A 17,533-nucleotide genomic window follows, 5' to 3' on the forward strand; every position below is an offset into this window, starting at 1 on the left:
GGCGGGCTCGGGCGGGCCCGGCGGACCAGTACTGTGGCTGAACGCGTCGGTGACGGACGTAGTCGTCATTTGTCCCGCGCAAGGCAGGGCAACTCCTTAAAGAGGCCGCCCTGTCGTTTGTGTTTCTGGTGATGATTAGAGCGTTCCATCCGCAAGCAGTTCGCGGGTCCGCTTCAGCGTCGCCAGCAGGGCGGCCTTGTAGCCGTTTTCGCCGCCGAGCTGAGCCTGCTGGGCCTGCTCCTCAAGAGAATTCGGCTCATTGCCGCGCAGGCCCATGTAGCAGTAGAAGCGAAGCTGCAGTGCGCCTTCCTCATCTTCGAACAGTTCGTTGATAATCACTCCCTCGCGTGGACCGGCCGCCTGGAAGAAGGTGATCTTGCTTTCCGGCTCAAGAATGACGATTTCGCGCAGGTCGTGGCCACCGATCGTGGCTTCACGCACGAAGTGCGTCGCGCTTTCCTCAACAACCTCACAACGGGTGCAGAGACCTGGGACGAGGAACAAGCGCGCGTCGCGTGCCTTGAGTTCAAGACCCTTCCACGCCTGAGCGCGCGTCAACCGGATTTCGCCTTCCGGGTTTACCGGAACAATGGCGGTCGAATAGATCATGGTGATAATCCTTTCGAGATGACTGTTGCGTCTGTTAGGCGGAAGCAGCAGTTTCAGAGGCGAAGTCACGATATTGGCGCAGTGGGCGGCCAAGAAGCGCAGTCAGGCGCTCGACATCGCCAGCATCGGGGAGCATCCCGTCGGTCAGGAAGCGCTCGCCCATCAGGCGCATGTCGTAGGCCATCCAGGCGGGCACGAACTGCTTGAGATTCTGCTCAAAGCCCTCGGTATTGTTGCCGCCGTAGTTGATCGGGCGGGCAAGCACGTCTGACCAGATGGCAGCGATATCCGCCCCAGTCAGTGTCTCTGGACCGACGAGGTTGATCCGGTCGAGCGCAAGCGGCTCAGCGGCCTGTTCGCGGCGCAGCAGCTCAAGGGCGGCGATCTCGGCGATATCACGCACGTCGATCATGGCGAGACCCTTGGCACCGATCGGCATTGTGTAGGTGCCGTAGCTGGTGATGACGTCTTTGACCATCAGATCGTTCTGGATGAAGTAGGCCGGGCGCAAGATCGTGGCCTTGAAGTCCATCTGCTCGATCATGCGCTCGACGCTGAATTTTCCCGCGAAATGCGGCACGTTCACATAGACGTCGGCGTGGATTACCGACAGATAGACGATCCGTTCGATGCCAGCCGATCGGGCGACGTTCAGCGCGACCAAAGCTTGGGTGAATTCGTCCGCCACTACTGCATTCAAGAGGAACAGAGTGGAAACTCCAGACATGGCTTTGCGCAGCGAATCGACATCGAGAAAGTCGCCTTGCACGATGGATACGCCTGCCGGGACGTTGGCTTTCGACCGATCGCGGATGAGCGCACGTACATCAGCGCCGCGCTTGACGAGGTGTTCGACGACTTGGCGGCCAACATTGCCCGTAGCGCCGGTAACTAGAATGGTCATGAATTTCTCCGTGTGGGGTTGCTTGACACGTCCAACATGTGTGGTTCACTGAGAGTCCAATAGACGGAAATTTTAGACACACCGTCTCGCTGGCGGAACACATATGGATCTTCTTGCCCTCGCCGATTTTAATCTCGTTGCCCGCCATGGTGGCTTCGGCAAAGCGGCAAGGGCCACCGGCCGGCCTAAGGCAACCCTGTCCCGGCGCGTCGCGGAGTTGGAAAGCAGCCTTGATCTGCGCCTGTTTGAACGGGGTGCGCGTAACCTGAAGCTCACCGAAGAAGGACGGGCGCTGTTCGAGCGGACGGGGGCGTTGCTCGCCGAACTGGACGAGACGGCTTCGGCGATTGCCTCGGGCGGTCAGAGACCCAAGGGGAGATTACGGATCAGCGCACCTTTACATTTTTCTCAGACCGCAATGGGGAGGATTGCTGCAGGGTTTGCCCTTAAGTATCCGGAGGTAAGGCTGGAGGTGACGACCGAGGACCGGCCCGTGGACATGATCGAGGAAGGCTACGATCTGGTAATCCGAGTCAATCCAGATCCCGACGAAAGCCTGGTCGGACGGGCGTTTCTGCGTGACCGCCTGGTCGTTGTGGCGAGCCCTAACCTTCCCCGCCCGACCGGTGGGCTCGCCGCTCCTGGCGTTGCGCGCGGGGCAGGCGAACCGCAAACATGGAACGTGAAGACACCCGGTGGCCGGTCAACCATCAAGATCGAACCTGTGCTCACTTTGTCAACGCTCATCACGATCCGGGATGCGGTGCGAGCCGGCGTCGGTGCAGGACGTCTTCCCATTTCGTTGGTGAGCCACGACCTGGCTGACGGCACACTGGTAAATTGGGGGGATATCGACGGTCCCGAGATCGCTCTATGGACGCTCTACCCATCCCGGCGGCTGCTCAGCGCGCGAGTGTCGGCGTTCTTGGACTTTCTAAAACAGGCCTTCCCAAATGGGACGCCGGACGAACTAGCCGCCTATATTGGCAGATGATCACCGAACCCGCTTTCGGGCGTCATAGATCACTCCGTCGATCCTCATGCCCTTGTCATTATTTGTTTTGCGATGAAGGCGTCTACGTCAATCGCCCTTGAAAAGCCTGCTTCGAACTCACATTTACTGTCCTCACCCGTAGCGATAACTTCCTGCAACGACGATGTCGTGCGTTCGAAGCTGTCCGGGTTTGCGAGGGCGCTCCCCGAAAGGGTCGAGCGCCTTTCGTGTTTTGATCGAGTGATCTTTGACCGCTAGTTCAATGCGCAATCGCGAGAAAGTCTCCGGGCTCCGCGACATCAGTAGCGGAACTCACCATTGCGCTCGCAAACAGATCCGCGTGCGACTGGAAGAACCGGTCGGTCCCGAAACGCTTGCCGAACATCATATCGTGCTGCAGGAAGCGATAGTCGCGAATAAGCGACGGAACCGTCTTCTTGCGGCCCCAGGCGAGCGTATCCTTGCCGGCGGTATCAACGAGCATGTAGCGGTCGATGACGTGATACTGGTCGAAGACATTGCCGAGGAAACCCGTGTAGTAGGGATGCTCGAAGCCGCCCTGCTTGAGGATCTGATAGGATAGGAAGGCCGGGCTGATCGTGCCGATATCCTTGACGGGGCCGGTTTTGTTCGACCAGACCACCAGCGGCGTCTCGTGCTGCGCCTTCATCTGCTCGAGCGAGCCCTTGCGCGAGGCCGTGACGTCGTTCATGTAGCCGGTATTCGGATAGACCGTGTTGAGCGGCGGCAGGTGATCACCGAAGAGCACGATGATTGTTTCGCGGTCGCGTTCCTTTGCCCAATCCATCAGCATCTTCAGGCTGTCATCGGCTTCCTTGATGCCTTGCGCAAAGGTCGCCAGCACCTGCCTGTCGGCTTCCGGCAGGTTTCCTTCGACCTTGATGGTGTTCTTCGCATAGCGGTTCGCCTCGTAGGGGCCATGGCCCTGCAGCGTGACGGTGAAGAAGAAGAACGGGTCGCGCAGTTGATCCGCCTGGCGGATGATCTCCCTGGTCAGCGATTCATCCGAGGCGAACATGCCCCGCTTCTGCATGACCGGCAGGTTCTCTTCGGACCTGAACTGTTCGAAACCGAAGGCCTTGTAGACGGCGCTGCGGTTCCAGAACCATTTCTGGAATGGGTGAACAGCGCGCGCGACATAACCTTCGCCGCGGAAGAAGGTGGCCAGCGACGGGATCGGGTTGCGGATATACTGCTGGTAGGGAATGCTGCCATAGGGCAGAAAGGCGTTCGAAAAGCCGGTCAGTGCTTCGAACTCGACATTGGCGGTCATGCCGCCGAACTCCGGCGAAAACACGTTGCCGGACTGCATCTTGCGAATGGTCGGCATCGGATCGGGCGAAAGCTTGACATTCGGCAGGCGCGTTGGATCCCAGAAGGATTCGCTCATCAGCACGATGACATCCGGCTTGCCACGATGCGTCGTCCCGGCCGGCACCGGCTTTGTCGGGATCTTGTCGATGGCATCGGACATGTAGCCAGACGGGGCCGTGACATTGGCCATCGGCAGGTTGAGGGCGAACGCCATGACGAAACCGTTGTGGCGGTAGTTTTCCGTCTGGTCCCACATGATCGGGATGACCTGCAGCCGATCGCGCAGCCAGGAGAAATTGTTGTAGTCCATGATGTGGTGGAAGGAGGCAAGCAGCGGCAGGGCGATCGCCAGCCGCGCCAGCCGCTGGCGGCGTGCCAACCGTGGAAAGCGGCGCCAGGCGAAACGGGCAAGCCAGGCAAGGGCGATGATCGAGGCGATGAGGCCGACGACAATGCCGGCGGCAGTCCAGGGGCGGTCCCGCACGAGGACGGGCATCAGTTCCATGATCTGGCGTCCGAAGAGAAAATCGGTCGGATAGAGCGGGTCGGAAAGAAAGATCTGCTTCTGGCGGCTGACGAGCGCCGGTATCAGCGCGAGCGGGGCGATCAGGACAATGCTGTAGTTTTCGCGCCCGAGTGCAGCGTCGAATGCCAGGAACAACAGAAAAAAGACGCCGACCGTCGTCCAGGCCGGGCGCACCGGATCAAGGAAATACGATACGGTTTCGGAGGCCGAACTACGCGCGATCCATTCAACGGCGAAGATGAGAGTAATCGACAGCAGCACTGACAGAGAAAGGCGTCCTGCGATCGACAACACTTTGCTGTAGCGGGCGCCGAACGCGATAGAGGGGCCATAGACCTCGGTGGCGGTGGCAGCATGGACTGCCGATTCAAAATTGGCCAAGGCCTTCTCCAATTTTCACAAAACTGTCGTCTCAATGTCATACAGACGTCATCTTGAACGGAGGATGAATAAGCCGGACAAGGCTTTCTCCGTGCCTTTTCCCGTCCGGATTCGATGCGCGAAACGCGCACGCTGGCGCGGTCCTGCGGTTGTGCCGTGGGTCCACAGATCCCAAGCCGGCGCTTTTTTTCTATTTTGACGGCAGGTACGGGTTTTTTTGGCGCGGAATGCGTTAGATATCTCCCCGGGTGCCGCCGCATCCGCGACAGCAAGATAAAGTACGGGCCTGTTTCATGAGCGCGCAAAAGACCATTTCGAACACGTTCCGCATCGCCGTTGCCCAGCTCAACCCTGCCGTTGGCGATATCGCCGGCAACCTTGCCAAGGCGCGCGACGCCCGTGCCGACGCGGCCCGCCACGGGGCCGACCTGCTTCTTTTGACGGAACTCTTCATTTCAGGCTATCCGCCGGAAGACCTGGTGGTGAAACCCGCATTCCTGAAGGCCTGCCGCAAGGCAGTCGATGCGCTGGCGGCGGACACCGCCGATGGCGGACCGGGGATCGTGATCGGGTTTCCGCGGCAGGACAATACGGGGCGTTACAATGCGGTCGCGGTCCTTGACGGCGGGCAGGTGATCGCGATTCGCGACAAGGTGGATCTGCCGAACTACGGCGAATTCGATGAAAAGCGGGTGTTCGATCAGGGACCAATGCCCGGACCCGTCAATTTCCGCGGCGTGAGGCTTGGCATCCCGATCTGCGAGGATATCTGGGGCGAGCTCGGTGTGTGTGAAACGCTCGCCGAAAGCGGCGCCGAACTCCTGCTGGTGCCGAACGGATCCCCCTACCACCGCGCCAAGATGGACGTGCGCCACCAGGTCGTGATCCGCCAGGTGATTGAGACCGGCCTGCCGATGCTCTATGCCAACCAGCTCGGCGGCCAGGATGAGCTGGTTTTCGATGGCGCAAGCTTCGCCGTCAATACGGACCGGCAGGTCGCCTTCCAGATGAGCCAGTTCGAAGAATCCGTATCGATTTCCGAATGGAAAAAGCAGGAGAGCGGCTGGGTTTGCACGCCTGGAATGATGTCGCGCCTGCCGGAGTTGGAAGAGGCGGATTATCGCGCCTGCATGCTGGGCTTTCGCGACTACGTCAACAAGAACGGCTTCAAGAATGTCGTGCTCGGCCTCTCCGGCGGCATCGATTCGGCCATCTGCGCGGCGCTCGCCGTCGATGCGCTCGGCGAAGAGCGCGTGCGCACCGTGATGCTGCCCTATCGCTATACGTCGTCGGATTCCTTCAGTGATGCCGAGGATTGTGCCAGGGCGCTCGGCTGCCGCTACGATATTGTCCCGATCGAGGAGCCGGTCCAGGGCTTCATGAGCGCACTTTCCGAGATGTTCGAGGGCACGGAACCGGGCATCACCGAAGAAAACCTGCAGAGCCGTACCCGCGGCACGATCCTGATGGCGCTTTCGAACAAGTTCGGCTCGATGGTGGTGACCACCGGCAACAAGTCGGAAATGTCGGTCGGCTATGCGACGCTCTACGGCGACATGAACGGCGGCTTTAACCCGATCAAGGATCTCTACAAGATGCAGGTCTACAGCCTGTCGCGCTGGCGCAACACGACCGTGCCGCCCGGTGCGCACGGTCCTTCCGGCGAGGTGATCCCGAAGAACATCATCGACAAGGCGCCCTCTGCGGAGCTTCGCCCGAACCAGACCGACCAGGATTCCCTGCCGCCCTATCCGGTGCTGGACGATATCCTTGAATGCCTGGTCGAAAAGGAGATGGGCACCGAAGAGATCGTTGCGCGTGGTCATGACGAGGCGACGGTGCACCGCATCGAGCATCTGCTCTATATCGCCGAATACAAGCGCCGCCAGTCGGCGCCGGGCGTGAAGATCACCAGGAAGAATTTCGGCCGCGACCGCCGCTATCCGATCACCAACCGGTTCCGCGACCGGTAGTTTTCGGAACGAGGGGAAACGATATGCGCAGTTCGGTTGAAATCTGCACGCTTGAAACCGGCGAAAGCCGCGTCGTCTGGCAGACTGAGCAACTGGTCGAAGCGCCGAATTGGTCGCCGGATGGACAATCGCTCGTCATCAATGGCGACGGGCTGCTCTATCGGCTGCCACTTTCCGGTGGCGAGCCGGCGTTGATCGATACCGGCTTTGCCCGCACCTGCAACAATGACCACGGCATCTCGCCCGACGGCAAGACGATCGTCATCAGCGACAAGACTGAGTTCGGCGCATCCACGATCTATACCCTTGCGGCGACGGGTGGTCTCCCGAGGCAGGTGACGCAGAACAGGCCGTCCTATTGGCACGGCTGGTCGCCGGATGGAACGACGCTTGCCTATTGCGGCATCCGCAACCAGGTCTTCGATATCTATACTATCCCAATTGAAGGCGGCGACGAAACGCGGCTGACCTTTGGCGAGGGCCGAAACGACGGCCCCGACTATAGCCACGACGGAAAATGGATCTACTTCAACTCCAGCCGGACCGGCCGGATGCAGATCTGGCGTGTCCGCCCGGACGGCTCGGATGTCACGCGCATCACCGACAGCGAGTTCGGCGACTGGTTTCCGCATCCATCGCCCGACGGAAAACACCTGCTTGTGCTCTCCTATGACGGCGACGTCTTCGATCATCCGCGCGACCTCGACGTGCGGCTGCGGCTGATGGACCCGGACGGCGGTAATGCGCGCGTCCTGTTCGAGTTGTTCGGCGGGCAGGGCACGATCAACGTTCCCAACTGGTCGCCTGACGGCAGGGCGTTCGCCTTCGTCAGGTATGAGCCGGTGCCCTGAGCGGTATGAAATACGCCTTTCGGTGATTGTGTCTGAGCCTTGTGCGCAACCATTCCCGATCCTATTGTTTTTCTAAAACAGGGGAACGGGAAATGCCCATTCATCAGCGTTCGTGAATCGCTCCGACGCTTCCATGACGATATCGATGCCGAATTTCCGCCCCTCCATGCCTGCCTGTTGTTTTTCCAATTCGCGGATGGCGGCGTGCACGCAGTCTGGTCTGCGTGCGAACACCTTGGCGGCCGTTCAGGTCGTGATCGACGGTGGCGGTGCTCAAGCCGGCCCGGAAGGCGATATCCTGGACCAGAAACTCACGGGTCATTTGGTTTCGCTCTGATGGATTTTTGATGGATTCCTGCTCTATATCGGATTTCTTCGCCGCGTATAGTCAAGCCATCGAACGGCATCCAGCGGGAGGAAAAAAGATGAAGACCGACAATGTCCTGAGGCAGCGCGCCGATCGAGTGTGGCTAACGGCGGCGGCCTGTGATCTGGAGGATTTCCGCGCCGAAGTGGAGAAAACCACCCAACGCGGCGACTATCCGCATGCTGCACGTGTTGAGAAAAACGTGCTGATTTATGACGGTGCCAGCGTTCTGAAGGCGGCGTCGAGCGAGGAGAGACGCCGTGCGGTGCTGGCGGAGATCTGCGAGGCCTTCGCGACCGGGCCGGGCGTCGTCGTTCTGAAGCGGGCTTTTGAGGATACGGCGGTCATCGATGCGGCAAGTGGCATCTTCGACGAGATCATCAACGAGCAGCGTCGCACCAATACCGGCGGCGGCGACCATTTTGCCAAGCCTGGCGCCAATGACCGCATCTGGAATTCGTTGGAAAAGCACTGCCTGACGGATCCGGAGAATTTCGCGGCCTATTACGGCAATGCGCTGATTGCGCTGGTCAGCGAAGCCTGGCTTGGACCGAGCTATCAGATGACGGCGCAGGTCAACCGGGTCAATCCGGGCGGCGCGGCGCAATCGGCGCATCGCGACTATCATCTCGGCTTCCAGACATCCGCTGTGATCGAGCAATTTCCGGCTCATGTACATAGGCTGTCGCCGGTGCTCACCTTGCAGGGTGCGGTTGCGCACTGCGACATGCCGCTCGAAAGCGGGCCGACGCTGTTCCTGCCCTACAGCCAAACCTATGTGCCGGGCTATCTGGCACTGACGCGACAGGAATTTCGCGACTATTTCGATAGGAACCATGTGCAGCTACCGCTGTCGAAGGGGGATCTGGTGTTCTTCAACCCGGCGCTCTTCCACGCTGCCGGCACCAATCGTTCGGCCGGCATCAAGCGGGTCGCCAATCTGCTGCAGGTTTCCTCCGCCTTCGGCCGGGCGATGGAGACGGTTAACCGCGAGCGGATGAGTGCAGTGCTCTATCCGGCCCTGAAAGCCATGCTGGCCGATGGCCGTCTATCGGTTGCGCAGGCGGCCAATGCGATCGCGTCCTGCGCGGAAGGCTATTCCTTCCCGACCAATCTGGACCGCGACCCGCCGCTCGGCGGTCTGGCACCGAAGACGCAGGCGCAGTTGATGCATGAGGCGCTGTCCGGCGGGTGGAAGGCGGAGACCTTCGCTGCCGCGCTTGCGGCACAGGCGCAGAAGAAGCTGAGCTGATGCCAAACTCGCCAAATATTTCAAACTTTCGTCCGGTTCCGGGCGGACGTTTTTCCGGTCATGGATATCAAAAAATGGAGGAACGGAATGAGCAAGGATTATGGGCGGCTCGACGGCAAGATTGCCATCGTGACCGGTGGCACGCAGGGGCTCGGGGCAACGATTGCGGCGCTGTTTGCCGAGCGGGGAGCTGCAGGCATCGTCATCTGTGGGCGCAATGCCGCGAAAGGCGAGGCCAAGGCGGCCGAGATCGGTAAGGCGACGGGTACCAAACTGGTGTACGTACAGGCCGATCTCGGAAAGGTGGAGGATGCTCGCAAGGTAGTCGCCGCCTGTGACGCGCAGTTCGGCCGTGTCGACGCACTGGTGAATGCGGCTGCGATTACCGACCGCGGCACCATCATCGATACAAGCCCGGAACTGTTCGACCGCATGTTCGCCGTCAACGTGCGTGCGCCGTTCTTCCTGATGCAGGAGACGATCAAGATCATGCGGCGGCAAAAGATCGAGGGAACGATCGTCAATATCGGTTCGATGTCGGCCAAGGCCGGCCAGCCTTTCATTTCCGCCTATTGCGCTTCCAAGGGGGCGCTGGAAACGCTGACCAAGAACACCGCCTATGCGGTGCTGCGTAACCGCATCCGCGTCAATGGCCTCAACATCGGCTGGATGGCGTCGGAAGGCGAGGATCGCATCCAGCGCGAGTTTCACGGGGCTGCCAGCGACTGGCTTGAAAAGGCGGCGGCAACCCAGCCCTTCGGCCGTCTCGTCGATCCTGCCGAAGTGGCGCGGGCCTGTGCCTATCTGTCGTCGGCCGAATCCGGCCTGATGACCGGATCGGTCATCTGCTTCGACCAGTCGATCTGGGGCGCCTATGATGGTTCGCCGCATCCGATTGCCGCCTTGTAAAGAGAACAGGCGGGGCCGCTTGCATTCGGCGGCCCACTATGCCTTTATCGGTTTGGTTCAGGTGCCTGCGAAAGCGGGAGAATCGGGAATCCGGTGAAAGTCCGGGACGTGCCCAACGCTGTGACGGGGACGGCTCTTGCTATAATGAATTTCTGATTATTTTCAGAATTCTGCCACTAAATCCTCATGTGATTTGGGAAGGCGGCAAGGCCGGTTGATCCGCAGTCAGAAGACCGGCCTGACGAGATAGACCAGCCCCGCGCGGACGGCGGGAGGTTTCGCATTGTTGGGGATCAAACGATGCAAACGGAACCGCAAGACCGCCTTGTCAGGGCGGAGGCATTTTCATCGGACGAGCGCGCCGCCGTCTACCGCGCCATCGAGACCCGCCGCGACGTGCGGGATCAGTTCCTGCCAACGCCGTTGCCGGATGACGTGATCGCTCGGCTGCTTGCCGCGGCCCACAGCGCGCCATCAGTCGGCTTCATGCAGCCATGGAACTTCATTGTCGTGCGCGATGAAGACAGGCGCCGGAAGGTGTTTGAAGCCTTTCGGCGGGCCAATGAGGAGGCGGCGCTGATGTTCGAGGGTGCCGCGCGCGATACCTATCGCTCACTTAAGCTCGAGGGTATCCGTAAGGCGCCGGTGAGTGTCTGCATCACCTGCGACCCCACCCGCGCCGGCAAGGTCGTTCTCGGCCGGACACATAATCCGCGCATGGATGCGTTTTCGACGGTCTGCGCGGTGCAGAACCTTTGGCTTGCCGCGCGGGCCGAAGGCGTCGGTGTCGGCTGGGTCAGCATTTTCCATGAGCGCGACATCAAGGCAGTTCTCGGCATACCCGATCACATCGAGATCATTGCCTGGCTTTGCCTCGGCTATGTCGATCAGCTCTACGCGGAACCCGAACTGGCGATCAAGGGCTGGCGGCAGCGTCTGCCGCTCGACGAGCTGGTCTTTGCCGACGCCTGGGGGATCAAACCGGGCGAGTGATCAGTTGGGCTGCTGCGGCTGGTATCCGGGGCCGGCCGGATGCATCAGGTCGATCGACGATTCCTGAGAGGGCAGGAAGCGCGGTCCGACGACGCGTACCTTGCTGTTCTGCGGGTCATAGGGACGGTCCGCAACCAAAGCTTTTGCCTCCGTTGTGTCAGCCTTGCGGGTTCGGATTTCAAGAACGCCGGTGCTGTCTGCCGGCGTGCTCTGGTTCGTCGCGGTCTGGCGGGCGGGCGCACAACCGCACTGACCGGGCTGACCGAGGTCACGCGTCTTATAGGCGAAAGCCGTCGGTAGTTCGATATAGGGCTCGCCGGTTGACGCCGAGACCATCTGATCAGTCTCTTCAGTCGCAAGCGCATGGTAATACAGCGCTGTTTCCGCGCCCGGGCATCGGCGCTGGCAAGCCTCGGCATCGCGCAGGAAATCGGCGGGCGTAGCGCGCGACGAGATCGGGAAGAAAGCGCCGTCGCAGGTACGAACGCACAGGGTCCGCAGGCTGCCGCCATAGTCGTCACCCGGATGGGTGAAATCGAAGACATCGGTACTGCCGCGCAGGGGCGGGTCGCTTTCGCTGATCGGCGGCAGGTCCTCCAGGATGTTGCGGTGCGTTTCCGGCTCTTCGCCCGCAGCCACCGTTTCGTCCTGTTCTTCGAAGCACCGATTGACATAGAGCGCGGTAAGAATCCGCCGGCGGCTGATTTCGCTATCGCCGCCGGTGACAAGGTTTTCGCGGCGGGCCTTCAACGTTTCGAGTTTGATTTCCATCTGTGAGATTTCGCTGTCGAGGGCCTCGCAGATCTCCTCGTTCGGATCACCCACGACGATCACGCTACCGGAACTGCATCCAAGGCGCCGCCGGTCGCTGCGCGCCTTGCGCAGATCAAGGTTCTGCCGTGCGATTGCGCCGGTGTAGTCGCGCAGATTGGCAGTGGAGGCGACGATCTTCGGCAGGTTCGACAGGCGCGCATTTAGCCGTTCGCACACCGTCGAGGCGTCGGCAGGGGCCGTCATAGCAATAAGTAGCGGAGCGATAAGCGCCGCGAAGCGAACGGAACGGAAAATCACTGTTTTCTCTCGTCTGAGCGAACCGGCACTCTATCGGATGCGGCGGATTATTGCCGCGCTCCAAGCCATGTGCCTATCATATCGCCATTCGAAAGAGGTGCAACGCAGTCCGCTTGCCAGCGTTAACGCGAACCCGGGAAATTCTGCCGATGTGGCCGGAGAGCCGCGGTCGCAGCCCTCCGGAAGCTGGCGTTAGGCGGCGCGGGCGGTTTCGAGCGACATCGGCCGTTCGAGCACCGATCCGCCGATCTCGGCGACGGCTCTCATCGTCTCCAACAGTTCGCGTGTCACTTCCCAGGCGACGGCGACCGCATAGACGGAACCGATGCGCTGCGGTTCACCGATCCGCTCGCCGGGGCAACCCATGCGGCGGAACATCCGCTCGAGGAAGACATCCGTCACGGTGACGATGTGGCTGAGGCCGGAGGACAGTCCGAGTTCGCCGACGCCGCACATCAGTTCCGCGGCGGCGATGGTCACCTGATTGGAACCGCGATCCTGCGAAATCTCCGGGTCGATGCAGAAACGGCTGGATTCCCATATGGAGGCGCTGCGGACCTCAGGATTGTCACCGAGCAGGATCGGGAAGGTGTCGTCGAGCATGTTTGGCCCAAGTGTCGGAAGCAGTCGCAGTGCACCGCGCAGGCGGCCGGTCTGGTCCGAGTAAGACAGGACGTAGAGCGGGTTGGCGTCGTCGTAGTGGTCGATCTCCCAATCGCCGCGCACCGACACGTCCCATTTCAGCAGATCATGGAAAACGCGCTTGCGCAGCCTGAACATGGCGTCAATATCCTGGGGGTATTGCTTGCGGCTGTTGCGGTTGAAAATCCTGATCATTTTTTTGCTCCTGTGATTGCCAATGCGAGGAGCAAATGCTGTCAGTGATCGGCGATCGGCAAAACTGTCGGTAGTGACAGGTTTCAAATGCACGCCAATATGCGATGAAATCCAGTGCGTCCTTTTGGACGCACTGAGTTGGCGATTGCGGGACCAGAAATGGGTTGCAGGCGGCGTGGGATGAAGCCGCTTCGCGCGGTCAGAAAGTCGGGATAAGGTCGCGCCGGACGGCCTGGGCGACGGCTTGCGTGTTGGAGACGACGTTCAGCTTGCGGCGGGCATTGGTCATGAAGAAGCGGACGGTCCGCTCGGAGATGCCGAGGATGGTGCCGATTTCCCAGTAGCTTTTGCCGGCCGCTGCCCAGCCGAGCACTTCGGTCTCCCGATGGGTCAGTGTCTCGTTACCATGCTCCGAAAGGTGGATCCTGTCGTCGTTTTCCAGAAGAGAAGCATGAAAAAGATTGGCGAGCAGCTGGAAATCACGCAGATGGCAGCGCCGGTAGGCCGGCCACTCTTCTTCGGGGACATCGGCATGGATCGCTAAAAAAGCGAGGCGGCGTGTCGGTGTCGCGAGCGGCAGGGTCACGCCATCGACACCAAGCCCGAGTTGCGCCGCGGCGGCAAAGAGCGGCTCGCTTTCGGGGTGAAGCGCGCGGGCGGTTGCCCAGTCCACCGGCCTGACGCCACCCATGATCGAGCGAAGGACCGGATCGATCCGCAGAAATCCTTCATCAATATAGGTTCTGGCTACACTGGCGTTGAAGGTATGGTGGAGCCTGTGTACGACGAAGCCCGATGCCAATATATCAACATCGGCGTACAGTAGATTTGCAATACTGAAAGTGCTGCGCATCAGGGCGAAAAACCGTTTTGCTTCAACGAGTTTCTCGTTTTCCATAATGTCCAGCAGGTCAAAGAACGCCTGTTGGTCAGTCATGTTGCAAATACCCTGTTATTTAAAGGTATTTTACCATGATAACTGTTTTCGCTCTTTGTCTAGTGCAATCTTTGGTTAATGATAAGTTTCCAAATATTTCAATTAAAGGTGGTATTTTTGAGCAGATCTATTGTGTCGATTGAGCCGGTTCCGGTCCGGCTCAATCGATCAGCCTCACGCCGGATGCGACGCTTCGACCACAGCGAGTGCCGCCATATTGACGACACCGCGCGAGGTGACGGACGGCGACAGGATGTGGGCGGGCAGGGCGGTACCGAGAAGGATCGGGCCGACATGCAGGCTGTCGGTCATGGTCTTGACGACGCCGAGCGTGATATTGGCCGCATCGAGATTGGGGAAGACAAGCAGGTTGGCTTCTCCGGTCAACGTGCTGTTGGGCATGACACGTTTGCGCAGAATTTCCGAAATCGCGGAATCGCCGTGCATTTCGCCATCGACCTCGAGATCCGGCGCCAGTTCATGCACGATCTGCATCGCCTTGCGCATCTTGGACGCGCTGTCTGAATCCCGTGATCCGAAATTCGAATGCGAAACGAGGGCGGCGCGCGGCGTGATGCCGAAGCGGCGGATTTCCTGGGCGGCCATGATCGTCTTCTGGGCGATCTCCTCCGCCGTCGGATCGAAAGTCACGTAAGTATCGGTCAGGAAGGTGGTGCCGCGCTGCGAGATCAACAGGCTGAGCGCCGAGAAATCGAGCACGCCTTCGCGCTTGCCGATGATCTGCGAAACGGCGCGCAGATGGGTGCTGTAACGGCCTTCGACACCGCAGATCAGCGCGTCGGCTTCACCACGCCGGACGGCGAGGGCACCGATAACGGTCTGGTTGGTTCTGACGATCGTGCGCGCCGCTTCCGGAATGACGCCAAGGCGGCCGACCAGCGAGAAATACTCATCGACATAGTCACGGAATCGCGGATCGCCTTCCGGATTGACCACCTCGAAGTCGGTGTCCGGGCGGATGCGCAGACCGTAGCGCTTCAGGCGCGTCTCAATGATCTGCGGGCGGCCAATCAGGATCGGGCGGGCCGTGTCTTCTTCCAGGAGCACCTGGGCTGCGCGCAGCACACGCTCATCTTCACCTTCGGAGAAGATCACCCGGTTCTTCTGGGCGTTCTTGGCTGCGGCGAAGATCGGCTTCATGATGAAGCCGGACCGGAAGACGAAGCGGTTGAGCTGGTCGAGATAGGCGTCGAAATCGGTGATCGGCCGGTTGGCGACGCCGCTTTCGGCGGCAGCCTTGGCGACAGCCGGCGCGATGCGCAGGATCAGACGCTGGTCGAAGGGCGAGGGGATGAGGTAGTCCGGGCCGAAGACCGGCGTTTCGCCGGAATAGGCGCGCGCCGCGACGTCTGACGGCTCTTCTCGGGCAAGGGCTGCGATGGCACGCACCGCGGCCATCTTCATTTCCTCGTTGATCGTGCGGGCGCCGCAATCGAGCGCGCCGCGGAAGATATAGGGGAAACACAGGACGTTGTTGACCTGGTTCGGGAAGTCCGACCGTCCGGTGCAGATCATTGCGTCAGGCCGAGCGGCACGGGCAATTTCCGGCATGATCTCCGGATTGGGGTTGGCAAGCGCCATGATGAGTGGTTTTTCGGCCATCTGCACCAGGAGTTCCGGCTTCAGAACGCCGGCTGCGGACAGGCCGAGGAAAACGTCGGCACCGGCGATGCTGTCAGCGAGGACACGGTTTGCGCTGTCCTGCGCATAGACCGACTTCCACTGGTCCATCAGCACTTCGCGGCCGACATAGACGAGGCCTTCGAGATCGTGCACCCAGATGTTTTCGCGCCGAGCGCCGAGCGTGACGAGGAGATTGAGGCAGGCAAGGGCTGCGGCGCCTGCGCCGGACGTGACGATCTTTGCCTTGGCGATATCCTTGCCGGCGAGTTCGAGGCCGTTGAGAATGGCCGCGGCGACGATGATTGCTGTACCATGCTGGTCATCGTGGAAGACCGGGATATCCATCTTCTCGCGCAGCTGGCGCTCGACCTCGAAACATTCCGGCGCCTTGATATCCTCAAGGTTTATGCCACCGAAGGTAGGCTCCAGCGCTGCGACGACATTGACCATCTGGTCGATCTCGGGCGCGTCGATCTCGATATCGAACACATCGATGCCGGCGAATTTCTTGAACAGGACGGCCTTGCCTTCCATGACGGGCTTGGAGGCGAGCGGGCCGATATTGCCGAGCCCGAGTACGGCTGTTCCATTGGAAACGACGGCGACCAGATTGGCGCGGGCCGTGTAATCGGCGGCAGTCGACGGATCGTCGCGGATGGCAAGGCAGGGGGCTGCGACGCCCGGTGAATAGGCGAGCGCCAGGTCGCGCTGGTTGCCGAGCGGCTTGGTCGGCTGGATTTCAAGCTTGCCGGGACGCGGATAGCGATGGAAGAACAGCGCCTGTTCGTCAAGATCGCCGCTTGCTGGAACCGTAGGGGTCTTGGCTTTGTCGCCGGTGCTCATGTTCGTGAATCCTTGCCTTTTCGTCGCGGCTCTTTTTGCACGAAACGGAGGCCCCGTACAGTTTTGAACTACTCAATCACCTGCGGTTTTCCGCAACGGTCGTTTCAGCCGGAAAATGGCCGATCCACAGGCTGTCATTCTCCTGAAACAAGAGTCTGTTTTTGACAGGGGTAAAAGAGGCCCGATAGATCTGCGAGGCAGCATGACTGAGAAAGAGCAAGACCCAGCCATTCGCCGTTTCAGGACCCTGTTCATTTCCGATGTGCATCTGGGATCGAAAGCGGCCAAGACCGACTATCTTCTGGATTTCCTGCGTGTCACCGAGGCCGAGACGATCATCCTGGTCGGCGACATCGTCGATGGCTGGCGTTTGAAACGCAGCTGGTATTGGCCGCAGGCGTGCAACGACGTCGTCCAGAAGCTGTTGCGCAAAGCCCGCAAGGGCAGCCGCATCATCTACATTCCCGGCAACCACGACGAATTCATGCGCGATTTCCCCGGCGTGCATTTCGGCGGCATCGAGGTTGCCCAACGGCATATCCACGAGGGCGCCGATGGAAAGACATATCTGGTGCTGCATGGCGATGAATTCGATGTCGTGGTGCGCAACGCGCGGCTGCTCGCCTATCTCGGTGACTGGGCCTATGACATGGCGATCCTCATCAATATCGGGCTGTCCGCCGTCCGCCGTCGTCTCGGGTTGCCTTATTGGTCGTTCTCAGCCTGGGCGAAACTGCAGGTCAAGCATGCGGTCAATTTCATCGGCGAATTCCAGAAGGTGGTCGCCGACGAGGCGCGGCGGGAAAATGCCGATGGCGTCATCTGCGGCCACATCCATCATGCGGTGATGGAGGATATCGACGGCGTCCGCTATATCAACACCGGCGACTGGGTCGAAAGCTGCACGGCGATCGCCGAGCATCACGACGGCACGATGGAGCTGATCACCTGGCGCGAGTTGAGCGGCGTTCCTGCCGTTCGTGAGGATACGACCGAGGTCGAAGCGATGATGGCGCGGGCTCTATCGCAACAGGCGGCATAAAAGCGACCGAGCAACGACTGTAGGGAAATCTAGCTTCTAGCGCCGCTCGTAGGCGCTGTGATAAA

14 protein-coding genes, 1 pseudogene and 1 riboswitch are annotated in these 17,533 nt (G+C 60.4%); of the genes and pseudogenes, 7 read left to right on the forward strand and 8 right to left on the reverse strand.

Annotated features, from left to right (window positions below):
• Positions 1 to 135: 135 nt before the first annotated feature.
• Together ACSQ2W_RS16385 and ACSQ2W_RS16390 are read right to left on the reverse strand one after the other, a co-directional pair.
• Complete coding sequence (locus tag ACSQ2W_RS16385; RefSeq protein WP_436087204.1) at positions 136 to 609, reverse strand: AtaL-like protein; 474 nt, start codon at positions 607 to 609, stop codon at positions 136 to 138.
• Positions 610 to 643: 34 nt separating this feature from the next.
• Positions 644 to 1,513 (reverse strand): NmrA/HSCARG family protein, encoded by an 870-nt coding sequence (locus ACSQ2W_RS16390; RefSeq protein ID WP_436087205.1) that lies wholly within the window; start codon positions 1,511 to 1,513, stop codon positions 644 to 646.
• Positions 1,514 to 1,616: 103 nt separating this feature from the next.
• On the opposite strand from ACSQ2W_RS16390, the gene ACSQ2W_RS16395 reads away from it, so the two are divergent.
• On the forward strand, positions 1,617 to 2,507 hold the full coding sequence (locus tag ACSQ2W_RS16395) for a LysR family transcriptional regulator (protein WP_436087206.1): 891 nt from the start codon (positions 1,617 to 1,619) through the stop codon (positions 2,505 to 2,507).
• 259 nt (positions 2,508 to 2,766) lie between these two features.
• On the opposite strand, the gene ACSQ2W_RS16400 is transcribed toward ACSQ2W_RS16395, so the two are convergent.
• Positions 2,767 to 4,749: an LTA synthase family protein gene (locus ACSQ2W_RS16400; RefSeq protein WP_436087207.1), complete on the reverse strand. Its 1,983-nt coding sequence runs from the start codon at positions 4,747 to 4,749 to the stop codon at positions 2,767 to 2,769.
• A gap of 293 nt (positions 4,750 to 5,042) precedes the next feature.
• Here ACSQ2W_RS16400 and ACSQ2W_RS16405 point away from each other — a divergent pair, with 293 nt between their 5' ends.
• Both ACSQ2W_RS16405 and ACSQ2W_RS16410 read left to right on the forward strand, forming a co-directional pair.
• On the forward strand, positions 5,043 to 6,722 hold the full coding sequence (locus tag ACSQ2W_RS16405) for an NAD+ synthase (RefSeq protein ID WP_436087208.1): 1,680 nt from the start codon (positions 5,043 to 5,045) through the stop codon (positions 6,720 to 6,722).
• A 23-nt stretch (positions 6,723 to 6,745) separates the two neighbouring features.
• A complete protein-coding gene (locus tag ACSQ2W_RS16410) occupies positions 6,746 to 7,573 on the forward strand; it encodes a TolB family protein (RefSeq protein WP_436087209.1) in 828 nt (275 codons plus the stop codon).
• A 90-nt stretch (positions 7,574 to 7,663) separates the two neighbouring features.
• Here ACSQ2W_RS16410 and ACSQ2W_RS16415 read toward each other — a convergent pair.
• Positions 7,664 to 7,895 (reverse strand): annotated as a pseudogene (locus ACSQ2W_RS16415) (helix-turn-helix domain-containing protein); the annotation flags it as partial.
• A 103-nt stretch (positions 7,896 to 7,998) separates the two neighbouring features.
• Here ACSQ2W_RS16415 and ACSQ2W_RS16420 point away from each other — a divergent pair.
• The 3 genes from ACSQ2W_RS16420 (at position 7,999) to bluB (ending at position 11,094) form a co-directional block, all read left to right on the forward strand.
• On the forward strand, positions 7,999 to 9,192 hold the full coding sequence (locus tag ACSQ2W_RS16420; protein ID WP_436087210.1) for a phytanoyl-CoA dioxygenase family protein: 1,194 nt from the start codon (positions 7,999 to 8,001) through the stop codon (positions 9,190 to 9,192).
• Between the two features lie 87 nt (positions 9,193 to 9,279).
• Positions 9,280 to 10,101 (forward strand): SDR family oxidoreductase, encoded by an 822-nt coding sequence (locus ACSQ2W_RS16425; RefSeq protein ID WP_436087211.1) that lies wholly within the window; start codon positions 9,280 to 9,282, stop codon positions 10,099 to 10,101.
• Between the two features lie 42 nt (positions 10,102 to 10,143).
• A riboswitch (cobalamin riboswitch) is annotated at positions 10,144 to 10,357 on the forward strand.
• A gap of 44 nt (positions 10,358 to 10,401) precedes the next feature.
• Positions 10,402 to 11,094 (forward strand): 5,6-dimethylbenzimidazole synthase, encoded by a 693-nt coding sequence (gene bluB, locus ACSQ2W_RS16430; protein ID WP_436081104.1) that lies wholly within the window; start codon positions 10,402 to 10,404, stop codon positions 11,092 to 11,094.
• Here bluB and ACSQ2W_RS16435 read toward each other — a convergent pair whose 3' ends face one another.
• From ACSQ2W_RS16435 to ACSQ2W_RS16450, 4 genes are all read right to left on the reverse strand, one after another.
• Positions 11,095 to 12,165, reverse strand: coding sequence for a DUF2865 domain-containing protein (locus ACSQ2W_RS16435; RefSeq protein ID WP_436087212.1), 1,071 nt, complete (start codon positions 12,163 to 12,165; stop codon positions 11,095 to 11,097).
• 192 nt (positions 12,166 to 12,357) lie between these two features.
• Complete coding sequence (locus tag ACSQ2W_RS16440; RefSeq protein ID WP_436087213.1) at positions 12,358 to 13,002, reverse strand: acyl-homoserine-lactone synthase; 645 nt, start codon at positions 13,000 to 13,002, stop codon at positions 12,358 to 12,360.
• A gap of 199 nt (positions 13,003 to 13,201) precedes the next feature.
• Positions 13,202 to 13,939, reverse strand: coding sequence for an autoinducer binding domain-containing protein (locus ACSQ2W_RS16445; RefSeq protein ID WP_436087214.1), 738 nt, complete (start codon positions 13,937 to 13,939; stop codon positions 13,202 to 13,204).
• 174 nt (positions 13,940 to 14,113) lie between these two features.
• Positions 14,114 to 16,426 carry an NADP-dependent malic enzyme gene (locus ACSQ2W_RS16450; protein ID WP_436087215.1) on the reverse strand — a complete coding sequence of 771 codons (2,313 nt, stop codon included), beginning with the start codon at positions 16,424 to 16,426 and terminating at the stop codon, positions 14,114 to 14,116.
• Between the two features lie 202 nt (positions 16,427 to 16,628).
• Here ACSQ2W_RS16450 and ACSQ2W_RS16455 point away from each other — a divergent pair, with 202 nt between their 5' ends.
• Positions 16,629 to 17,468: a UDP-2,3-diacylglucosamine diphosphatase gene (locus ACSQ2W_RS16455; protein ID WP_436087216.1), complete on the forward strand. Its 840-nt coding sequence runs from the start codon at positions 16,629 to 16,631 to the stop codon at positions 17,466 to 17,468.
• Positions 17,469 to 17,533: the final 65 nt, after the last annotated feature.

Source organism: Pararhizobium sp. LjRoot255 (assembly GCF_964252905.1).
Lineage (GTDB): Bacteria > Pseudomonadota > Alphaproteobacteria > Rhizobiales > Rhizobiaceae > Pararhizobium.